Annotated in this window: 5 protein-coding genes; 4 read left to right on the top strand and 1 reads right to left on the bottom strand. The window is 37.8% G+C overall.

Features of this window, described 5'->3' with window-relative positions:
* Positions 1–253 precede the first annotated feature (253 nt).
* From HT671_RS09155 to HT671_RS09140, 4 genes are all read left to right on the top strand, one after another.
* Complete coding sequence (locus HT671_RS09155) at positions 254–583, top strand: phage holin (protein WP_000191486.1); 330 nt, start codon at positions 254–256, stop codon at positions 581–583.
* A 2-nt stretch (positions 584–585) separates the two neighbouring features.
* Positions 586–1,542 (top strand): N-acetylmuramoyl-L-alanine amidase family protein, encoded by a 957-nt coding sequence (locus HT671_RS09150; protein WP_166735501.1) that lies wholly within the window; start codon positions 586–588, stop codon positions 1,540–1,542.
* A gap of 176 nt (positions 1,543–1,718) precedes the next feature.
* The gene (locus HT671_RS09145; RefSeq protein ID WP_000917045.1) at positions 1,719–1,925 is read left to right on the top strand and encodes a hypothetical protein; all 207 of its coding nucleotides are present in this window, start codon (positions 1,719–1,721) and stop codon (positions 1,923–1,925) included.
* Entirely contained in the window at positions 1,909–2,340 is a 432-nt protein-coding gene (locus HT671_RS09140) for a DUF2335 domain-containing protein (RefSeq protein WP_000379281.1), read from the top strand. Before HT671_RS09145 ends, HT671_RS09140 begins: the two co-directional genes overlap by 17 nt.
* Before the next feature lie 186 nt (positions 2,341–2,526).
* Here the strand turns inward: HT671_RS09140 and HT671_RS09135 are convergent, their stop codons facing one another.
* Positions 2,527–2,715, bottom strand: a complete 189-nt coding sequence (locus tag HT671_RS09135; protein WP_000109850.1) for a hypothetical protein — start codon at positions 2,713–2,715, stop codon at positions 2,527–2,529.
* Between the last annotated feature and the right edge of the window lie 615 nt (positions 2,716–3,330).

The following is a 3,330-nucleotide window of genomic DNA, read 5'->3' as shown; positions in this document are numbered from 1 at the left end:
TTCACGGGTGGTTATGACTGGAAGTGTTAAACACAAGAATGTGGCAGTACTGGGGTGGGTACAATATTGATATTAAAGGTAATGATATTAAGGTTGCTGCTATACGATATGTACAACTCAATAATAGCAAATTAATAAGAATTCAGGCTGATATGTATAACCGAGGAGTCATATATCTAACTGGTACAAACTTAAGGGAGTATATAGGTAGCGTTAATGTTAAGTTTTATAGAGAATAGAAAGGAAACAACACATGACACAATTTAATGAATTTATTATCGCTTTTGCGACAGGCTTTTTAGCAGTAGCAGTAGGCAGTATCGTGAAAATGGTGAAAGACTATCTTTTGCGTAAAGGCGGAGAGAAAGCGGTAATCATCGCTGAAATCCTAGCCAAGAACGCAGTTCATGCCGTTGAGCAGGTGGCTCAAGAGACAGGTTATAAAGGTGATGAAAAATTGGCACAGGCTCGCACTAAAATTCGGGCAGAGCTGACCAAATATAAGATCAGCATGACCGATAAGGACTTGGATACCTTTGTGGAGTCCGCAGTGAAGCAGATGAACGATGCTTGGAGGGAGTAGGTATGGATATCGATACAAGCAGACTACGTACAGGCTTGCCCCAGGTTGGGGTACAGCCTTACCGACAAGTACATGCCCACTCAACAGGCAACCGCAACTCAACCGCTCAAAATGAGGCAGACTACCACTACAGAAAGAACCCTGAGCTTGGTTTCTTCTCTCATGTGGTTGGTAACGGCCGTGTCATGCAGGTCGGACCTGTAAACAACGGATCTTGGGACGTTGGTGGCGGTTGGAATGCGGAAAGCTATGCGGCAGTTGAACTGATTGAAAGTCATTCAACTAAAGAAGAGTTCATGGAAGATTACCGTCTGTATATCGAATTGCTACGTAATCTAGCAGATGAAGCAGGTTTGCCAAAAACGCTTGATACAGACGACTTGGCAGGTATCAAAACGCATGAATACTGTACCAATAACCAACCAGACAATCATTCAGACCACGTTGACCCGTATCCATATCTAGCCAAATGGGGCATTAGCCGTGAACAGTTCAAGCAGGATATTGAAAGTGGCTTGACAATTGAAACAGGTTGGAAGAAGAACGATACAGGCTATTGGTATGTACACTTAGACGGCTCTTATCCAAAAGACAAGTTTGAGAAGGTCAACGGCACCTGGTATTACTTCGACGGCTCAGGCTATATGCTTGCGAACCGCTGGAAGAAGCACACAGATGGTAATTGGTACTGGTTTGACCAGTCAGGCGAAATGGCTACAGGCTGGAAGAAAATCGCTGAGAAGTGGTATTATTTTGACACAGAGGGCGCTATGAAGACAGGATGGGTCAAGTACAAAGATACTTGGTATTACCTTGACGGTAAAGAAGGTGCTATGGTATCAAACGCCTTTATCCAGTCTGCGGACGGAACAGGCTGGTACTATCTCAAACCAGACGGAACAATGGCAGACAAGCCAGAGTTCACAGTAGAGCCAGACGGCTTGATTACGACTAAATAATTTAAAAAAATAAAAGGAAAGGAAAACTTTTCTAAAATGTTTATCTACCCCACAGGACTCGTCCTTGTGGGGATTTTTTTGTTAAAAAGAGTAAGAAACATTGACTTTTTTAAAGAAAGATGTCATAATCAAGTTAATTCAAAAAAATATTATGGAGCGAGTAGGAGGAATTTGGGATGTTAAAAAATACAAAACAACCTCAATACTTTAAGTCTTTTTTACTTGGTATGACAGCAATTGTATTGCCTGTTTTTAGCTTTAACCAGAACATTTCGAAAGTAAAAGCTGATACAGTCCCAGACTGGAAGAAAGTCAAAAGTGATTACAAGAAATCAACGATGGGCATTCAGAAAGAGGTAATGAAATTTGGATACCGAGAATAAAGATTTGATTGAAGTCAATAATATTGTTGATGAAGTCGAGCGCTTACCACATGAACAGCGTCAAGTAGTTTTACAGAAGTTGGAAATCTATCAAGGTGACCTACCTCATCCAGATATTCTCAAAGGATATAAAGAGCTATATCCGGATGCTGCTCAAAAGATTATTGATAATGGTATTGCAGAAAGCCAACATCGTAGAGAGATGGAAGATAAATACTTATCAGGGAATATTGCTTCTCATAAATTGGGACAGTTATTTGGCTTTTTAATCGCCCTCGTTGTTATTATTGGTGGAATTTACTTAATAGCAACAGATAAACAAATTGCAGGTAGTGTCTTAACTGGAACTACTGCATTAGGGCTAATTGGTTTGTTTACAGGGAATAATCAAAATAAAAACAAAGACAAAGAATAATTTTTCACCGCAGGCTCAGGCTTGCGGTTTTTTTATTTTTCAAAAACACACATTTTGAACGATTAGAAAGCAAAATCACAATCCTATTGTTCAAAAAAGCGTTTACATGAAGAATATGGAGAGGAAATCGTGGTGTATTATTGTCAAAAACGGTGTTTTGTTAAAAATAAAAAACAGTGACCGAAATCACTGCTTTTTAAGTTCCTGGGCGTATGTTATCATGCTGATAGCGTGTTTTAGACGCATATTCATAATATCCGATACACCATTTTTATACTTGTCCACGGCCTGAATAGACATGCCACAGTTTTTGCTAATAGCATAGGCTGTGGCGTTGTCTAAAAGCCAGCGGATAGCTTCAATATCTACTGACATATATTACCTCGTAAAATACCAAACTGCAAATAGGAGTAGAAGAAGTCCAATAATAAATTCAACTTTTTCACGCTTGGTGGTTTTTCTAACTTTAAGATTTACTTTCATTGTTTTTCCTGTTATAATTTAAGTACACCCCCGAAGGGGTGGATAGTGATTTTTCACTATCCAAATTCGATGTGCCATTCAAAGCTGATTATAAATAAGTTTATTTTGACTACTAGCTTATTTGTTTTTGCTTTGAGTGGTTTCTTTTTGAACTTAAACATTTCATGTTCCTTTCTACTAGTTTCCTTGTCTAAGGTTTCCTCCTTAACCTTATGTATCCATTATACAACTTTTGTTGCATAATGTCAATAGTTTTGATGGAGTTTTTTTATTTTATTTTTAAAAGACTGTGAGTAATCACGGTTTTCTATTTATAAACTATTAGAATTAAATTGCAACCTTCTCAACTATACGGGCAAAGATGATTGTAAAAATGAATACGAAGATGAATACGATTTAAAAAAACGATGGAAATTAGTGTAAATGATTTTAACGAAAAATAAGTAAAAACTCAACTATTTACAAGTGATGATAACTATTTGTAAACGTTTTTCACTTATGGTATAA

It is taken from the genome of Streptococcus sp. 2741 (genome assembly GCF_013276315.1).
Classification (GTDB): Bacteria; Bacillota; Bacilli; order Lactobacillales; family Streptococcaceae; genus Streptococcus; species Streptococcus pseudopneumoniae.
This window is presented reverse-complemented; position numbering and strand designations above follow the sequence as displayed.